Origin of the sequence: Sulfitobacter sp. HI0027 (assembly GCF_001634775.1) — a bacterium.
In the GTDB taxonomy this organism is placed as follows: Bacteria; Pseudomonadota; Alphaproteobacteria; order Rhodobacterales; family Rhodobacteraceae; genus Sulfitobacter.
Genome location: NZ_LWER01000047.1, coordinates 1 through 6,519 on the forward strand (window position 1 = coordinate 1; position 6,519 = coordinate 6,519).

Annotated in this window: 6 protein-coding genes; all 6 read right to left on the reverse strand. The window is 57.8% G+C overall.

Annotation, left to right across the window (positions count from 1 at the left end; genetic code table 11):
- Window positions 1–679 (reverse strand): SGNH/GDSL hydrolase family protein (locus tag A3722_RS03495; protein WP_150120415.1); only part of this gene is annotated, 679 nt, incomplete at its 3' end.
- A 21-nt stretch (window positions 680–700) separates the two neighbouring features.
- On the reverse strand, window positions 701–1,273 hold the full coding sequence (locus A3722_RS03500; RefSeq protein WP_067626427.1) for an SIS domain-containing protein: 573 nt from the start codon (window positions 1,271–1,273) through the stop codon (window positions 701–703).
- Window positions 1,274–1,321: 48 nt separating this feature from the next.
- Window positions 1,322–2,350, reverse strand: a complete 1,029-nt coding sequence (locus A3722_RS03505) for a Gfo/Idh/MocA family protein (protein ID WP_067626429.1) — start codon at window positions 2,348–2,350, stop codon at window positions 1,322–1,324.
- A gap of 50 nt (window positions 2,351–2,400) precedes the next feature.
- Window positions 2,401–3,705, reverse strand: coding sequence for a capsular polysaccharide export protein, LipB/KpsS family (locus A3722_RS03510; RefSeq protein WP_150120078.1), 1,305 nt, complete (start codon window positions 3,703–3,705; stop codon window positions 2,401–2,403).
- A 332-nt stretch (window positions 3,706–4,037) separates the two neighbouring features.
- A complete protein-coding gene (locus A3722_RS03515; RefSeq protein ID WP_067626433.1) occupies window positions 4,038–5,837 on the reverse strand; it encodes an IlvD/Edd family dehydratase in 1,800 nt (599 codons plus the stop codon).
- Window positions 5,838–6,235: 398 nt separating this feature from the next.
- On the reverse strand, window positions 6,236–6,519 hold a 284-nt coding region (locus A3722_RS03520), incomplete at its 5' end, for a Tn3 family transposase (protein ID WP_150120416.1).

A 6,519-nucleotide genomic window follows, 5' to 3' on the forward strand; every position in this document is an offset into this window, starting at 1 on the left:
AAAAGGCGCGCAGGCATTCGCCGTAAGGCTTGTCTGCCGCCTTGAGTACCACCTTTGCTTTGCTGTCGTAAAAGGCGCGCTCTGCCTCGGTTTGGGGGTAGGCGCCATAGCCTTGGATCGGCTGCAAAAAGGTGAGGATCTCGCTGCCGGTCTCTTGGGCAAGCGCCCGCGCCATGCGTTGGTTCCGGCACCAGACTTCGGCGGGGAGTGCAGGGTCGGGGAGGCCGAAAACCACGTCATTGACGAGCCCATGTTCCTTGAGATGGTCCATGGCCCTCCGGGTGTATTTATGCCGAAACGGGTAGTTCTTGGCATTGAGAAGATAGCCGATATCACAGATGCCTGACAGGGAGACGATAAGATCGGGCGCAATCACGGGGGCGTCGCGCAAGACGCGCAACACCTCTTGAGAAGAGGTGTTGCCCTTACCGGCGCCATTATAGACTGCGACGATCCTGTCGGGGGTGGTGAGCATCTTGCCCAGTTCCAGGCTCCAGGCCGCATCGGGCCATAGGCTGGTGGAATTGCCGATGCACATCAGCCGCACATCGGCCTGCGCCACCCGCGCCCCATTGGGCCAAATCTTGTAGCCCCCGCTGAAATGGCCGTGATCGCCTTTAGGGCTGACGGCACTCAGATAGGGGTCATAAAGACCGATCGGATCCGGGTCGCGTGTCATAAAAGCCCTAACGACTTTGCCTTAGGTGACCGAATATTCGGCTTCGCCCACGACCATATCTACCACTGTGCAGATCCACAGCATATGGGTGCATTCGACGATGTTATAGGCCGCACTGTCGATCCAAAAGCCGATGTCAGAGAGCTCGCGCAGCGGATTGTCGGCAGCTTTGCCTGTGAAGGACACGACCTTCATCCCCCGCGACCGCGCATATTTGGCCGCTTCGACACAGTTTTGCGACGTGCCCGAGACACTGATCAAGACCAGAACATCGCCTTCATCGGCGAAGAATTCGGTGGCCTTGGCCATGAAGTTTTCAAACCCATAATCATTGGCAAAAGCCGTGATCAGGTTTGGTTCATTGAAGTCCAAGCTGCGGCATTTGCCCTGTTTGGTGAAATCCACCCGGGCATGGGAGGCGATCGAAGCGCTGGCCCCGTTGCCTGCGAACATCAGTTTATTCCCGCTGTCACGGGTTTTCAAAATCAGGTCCCGAAAGGCCACCAGATTGGCATAGTGCTCTTCTTCAAAAGCCGCCACTTTGTAGCGGTTAAAATAGGCGTCGAGCCATGCTTTGTCGTCTTGCGTAGTCATTTCAGTCTCCTTGCGGGGGTCAGAGGACATAGGGGGAGGTAAAGGCGTTCAGTCGCGCCCTTGCAAATCGGTATAGAGATCGCCTTTGACATGGGTATCATTGGCATAAATCCTATCAACCAAATCCATGACGCCGATGGCATGTTCGACCGTGCCATGGGTTTGAACATTCTGCATCACCGCGGCGTAGAATTCTGCAGCCTCCGAGGCCCAAGACGTATCTACCGGGTATTCGAAACGCTCTTCTTCTTGCCAGGTGGCCGCGGGGGCGCGGCTGCGGTTGCGTGCGACGGTCAGCAATTCTTCACCATAGGTGCCAGAGCCGGTCTTGAGACCGTTCAGGACCATATAGCCTTTTTCCAAAAACACTTCGAGCGAGAAGAGATGGCGCCATTGGGTCATGGTGGAATGCAACTGGGCACACATGCCCGTTTCGCTGTTGCGCATCATGGCAAAGACATTGTCTTCGATGCCTTCGGTCTTCCAGTAGAGGCTGGAAACCATGGCCTGCACCTCGTCGAAGGGCTGACCACCGATATGGAGGAACAGGTCCAGCATATGGATGCCCTGATCCAAAAGGATCCCGCCCCCGGCGAGTTCTTTGTTCGCACGCCAGCCTTGCAGATATTCACCATCGACAGATTTGCCGTAGCGGCCACGCATCCAGAGGACCTTGCCCATCTCGCCGCTGTCGGCGAGTTCCTTCATCTTGATGACAGCCGCGTGACGGCGGTGGTTAAAGCCATACATCAGCACTTTGTTGGCGGCCTTATGTGCCGCGGCGATATCAGCCATATCGGCGGAGTTCATCGCTGGCGGCTTCTCGCAGAAGACATCCTTGCCCGCTTCGAGAGACTTGATGACCATGTCTTTGATCAGAAAATTCGGGGTGCAGATGACCACCGCGTTGATGGTCTCATCGCCTATGATCGCCTCCGCGTTCGGGGCGACCGAATATTCCACCTCTTCGGGCAAGGTCACATCAAAGACACTGGCGATCTCACAGCCCACTTCTTCAAGTGTTTTCGCTCTGAGTTGGCCCATTTTGCCAAACCCGATGACGCCGATCCTGATCATGTGGTGCTCCTAAAGTTCTGTTATTTGTCGCCTGAGGGGGAAGCCTGCTGTCAAACAGTACGGTCGACAATCGCGTCAATTACGTTCTCTACAGGCTCGCAGACGCTTAGATGCATCAACCGAGCCATCTCGGCGGCGCCGCGGGTGTAGAAACCGGCGTCCTGCGTGCCATAGTCGAACAAATAAGCCTGTTCCAACTGGGCGGCGTGAACCGCAAGATCATGCGCGCGGCTGCCTGCCAGCGGATCATCAAGAGCGGTTCGCAGCGTGGCGGCAATCATATCGGCGGCAGTGACATCATAGGTCAGCCCCTTGCCCGTCAACTGGTTGCGCCCAATCATCATCACCGGGGTGTTCTCTTGCAGGGCGACGTAGCAGGCCTGCGAGGCGATGGTGGCAGCGATATCGCATAGGTCGATACAGACGTTCATGCTGGTATGTTGCAAGATGACGGTATTGGGAAACTCATGGGCCCGCAAAAAAGCGAAACGGTCCCGGCTTAGGGGGTGCGGCTTGAAAACAATGGCCAGCCCGATCTCTCCGGCGATGCGATCCAGCGTCTCCAAGGCTTCCATCGAGCCCGCAAAAACAGGCGAGTGAAAGGCCCGGGCAGGGCTCTTTGGTTTGATGCCCGCATGCCAGTCATTTTGACCGGCAAAAAACATCACGGGGCGGTCCCCCAGTTTGGCCAGAGAGAGAGACTGCGCAACCGAGATTTCCTCGACCTGAGGGTGCCGGTTGTTTTCCATACCTGCCTGAGAAGCCATAAAGGCCGCGGCACGGGCGACCTGTGCCTCGGTCACCTCAACAGACATGAATTTTTCGGGGTCTTTGGCAATCCAGCTTTCGCCCATTTCACCGTCGACATCGAGCGCGATACTGCCCGGCAAGACCCCATCGTGGAAAAAGCCCATCTTGATGCCGCGGTGCTCTAGGATGGCCTCAAAGGTGCGGTGCAGGGCGTTGAACTGGTTCCATAGGTAAACATAATCGGGTTCATGGGCATCCAGCGCGCGGCAAAAGGCGAGGATCATGCGAATATGTTTGCGGACCATCCGACCAAAGGCCCGCAGGCCGTGGCCCAACTCGCCTCGGGCATGATCAAGCAGCAAGCCCACCTTGTCAGGGCAATGTTCGGTCAGCAGGGCCTGCAATGTTTCGAGCGGGTCCGCGAACTGCGGGTTCAGGCCGCGGGCCGCATTGACCACGGGAAAATCGGCTTCGACAGTTTCGGAGGTGTTAAAGACCACGAAGTTCACAGGGACAGGGAAGGCCGCTTTGACTTCATGTAGGAACCTGATCCGCTCGGGTCGGGCAGCTGCACCAAAGACCGCGGAGAACATAATCGTCTTCAAATTTTCTTCCCCGTCCTTGGTGAGTGCGGCCCGCGGCCCCTGCTGAGGGATCGCGTAAAATTACTATAGCAATTGCACTTTCCTTGTAGGGACTGCAAGCAAAGGAGGGCGGAAACAGCCTTCGGCGGACCGTGTTTCGAGGCGGCGGGCCAAAACGAGCAGGCCCAACCGCCAAAGTCGATATGGAAATCTGGCGCGCGCTTCTGCAAACGCCCGGTTTCGTCTTAGTGCCCGGTGGTGCCTTCGTGCCCGGTCTCGTCTCAGTACCCGGACTTGTCTTAATGCCCGGGCCTATCTTAATGCCCGGACCTATCTTAATGCCCGGACCTATCTTAATGATTGTGGCGCGGGCGGTGTTTGGCAGCGATCTTTTGGTAATTGCTTGCGTCACGCAGCACCATTCCGTCGGACAATTGCCCGGTCAGCTCACGGAAATACTGCTGCCAAGGGGACTGGCTGTCGCGCAGGGGATAGCCGCCCGCAGCTTCGAGGTCTGTCGCACGTTTCTGCAACTCTTCTACCGGCAAAAGGATGTTGACCTCTCCGGTGCTTAGATCAACCCGTAGACGATCGCCGGTTTTTAGCAGGGCAAGCCCGCCTCCGGCCGCCGCTTCGGGGGAAGCATTGAGGATCGAGGGCGACCCCGAGGTTCCCGATTGGCGCCCGTCACCGATACAGGGCAAGGCAGAAATGCCCCGTTTGAGCAGGTAGTCCGGCGCCCGCATGTTCACAACTTCGGCCCCCCCTGGATACCCAAGAGGCCCTGCGCCGCGCATCACGAGAATGCAGTTTTCGTCAATCTCCAGCGCCGGGTCGTCGATCGTCTGATGGAAGATTTCAGGCCCGTCAAACACGATGGCACGGCCCTCAAAGGCATTGGGGTCGTCGGGGTTTTCCAGATAGCGTTTGCGAAACTCCTCGGAGATGACAGAGGTTTTCATAATAGCGCTATCGAAGAGATTTCCCTTGAGGTTGAGGAACCCGGCGGATTTCATCAACGGCGCGTCCACCGCATGGATTACATCGCGGTTCAGCGATCTTTGAGATTGGCAGTTTTCCCCCAATGTCTTGCCATTGGCGGTCAGCACATCGGGATGTGGCAACAGACCGGCTTCCATCAATTCGCCGATCACCGCAGGCACGCCGCCGGCGCGGTGGAAGTCCTCCCCCAGATATTTCCCAGCGGGCTGCATATTCGTGATCAGCGGCACGTCATAGCCGAACTTTTGCCAATCATCCGTGCTCAGTTCCAGACCCAGATGTTTGGCAATGGCGTTCAGGTGGACCGGCGCATTGGTCGAGCCCCCCAGAGCGGAATTCACCACGATGGCATTTTCCAACGATTTACGGGTCATGATGTCAGAAGGCTTGAGATCTTCCCAAACCATTTCGACGATCCGTTTGCCCGTAGCATAGGCCATTTGTCCGCGTTCGCGATAAGGGGCGGGAATGGCGGCCGAGCCGGGCAATTGCATCCCCAACGCCTCGGCGAGGGAGTTCATCGTGGAGGCGGTGCCCATGGTGTTGCAATAGCCCACGGAAGGGGCCGACCGGGTGACGATATCCATGAAGCCTTCGTCGTCAATCTCGCCACGGGCATGCATGTTGCGCGCATGCCAGACCGCGCTGCCCGAGCCTGCGCGTTCGCCGTTGAACCAGCCATTCAGCATTGGCCCTACGGAAAAGGCGATGGCGGGAATGTCGACAGTCGCGGCGGCCATCAGCAAAGCCGGGGTGGTCTTGTCGCAGCCGATGTTCAGCACGACCGCATCCAGCGGATACCCATAAAGCGCCTCAACCAGCCCAAGATAGGCCAGATTGCGGTCCAGCAGGGCGGTTGGCCGCTTGCCGGTTTCCTGAATGGGGTGGACGGGAAACTCCATGACCGCGCCCCCGGCAGCAATAACGCCGTCGCGAATGCGTTTGCTCAGTTCAATATGGTGGCGATTGCAGGGGCTCAGGTCCGATCCGGTCTGGGCAATGCCGATGATCGGTTTGTTCGACTGCAACTCATCGCGGGTCAGCCCGTAATTCAGATAGCGCTCGAGATATATGGCGGTCATTTCAGGATCGTTGGGATCGTTGAACCACATGCGTGAGCGCAGATCTTCGGGGTGCTTCTTAACGGACATGGCTTTCCCTTTTCCTGTCAGTGGGCGCGTTTGGCGCCCTGTTTTGGGGACAGTAGTTTATACGCGGTGGAGGGTCTATTGGCAGTTTGCGCATCAAGGCGGACCTGCCTTCCCCTTTAGGGCGCCGAAGGAGGCGTGGAGCGTAGAAACCGCATCCTCCCAGAGAGGGGCAATGCCATCTTTGTAGGCGGGGGGCGATACTTGAGCCGGGTTTTCCCGGCGCCAGACTGAAGGGGGCGTCGGGGCTCGAAGAGCGTCGCAGAGACATATCTGAGAGCCGCCAGCAGCCAAGGCGGCACCCCGTTTGAAAGCAATGGCGCGCGGCGAGCAGGGTGTTTTTCTGCGGCTATTAGGGGTAGATTCCGGCTGAGTGCAGAATGACACCCTAAGCCAGCCCTTCATCGTTTTTTCCACTTATACTCGCCTGTGAGGAGGATGTGTGCCCATCCGAGAGGCGAGATGTGCCCCAGGAGATCGGATGGACAGTCTAATCCGACGTGTTGGCGCCGTGTGACAGCCTGCCCGAGGTGCTTGGTGTTCCAGTAGATGATGATGGCGGCCAGCAGGTTCAGCCCTGCCATACGGTAGTGCTGACCTTCGACGGTCCGATCGCGGATTTCGCCCTGCCGCCCGATGCGCAGGGCGTTTTTTAGGGCGTGATGGGCCTCGCCCTTGTTGAGGC

What these genes read in the sequence shown, in the direction of transcription:
- A3722_RS03500 (WP_067626427.1), bottom strand. Translation starts at nt 1,273, where the DNA reads ATGACTACGCAAGACGACAAAGCATGGCTCGACGCCTATTTTAACCGC.
- A3722_RS03505 (WP_067626429.1), bottom strand. Translation starts at nt 2,350, where the DNA reads ATGATCAGGATCGGCGTCATCGGGTTTGGCAAAATGGGCCAACTCAGA.
- A3722_RS03515 (WP_067626433.1), bottom strand. Translation starts at nt 5,837, where the DNA reads ATGTCCGTTAAGAAGCACCCCGAAGATCTGCGCTCACGCATGTGGTTC.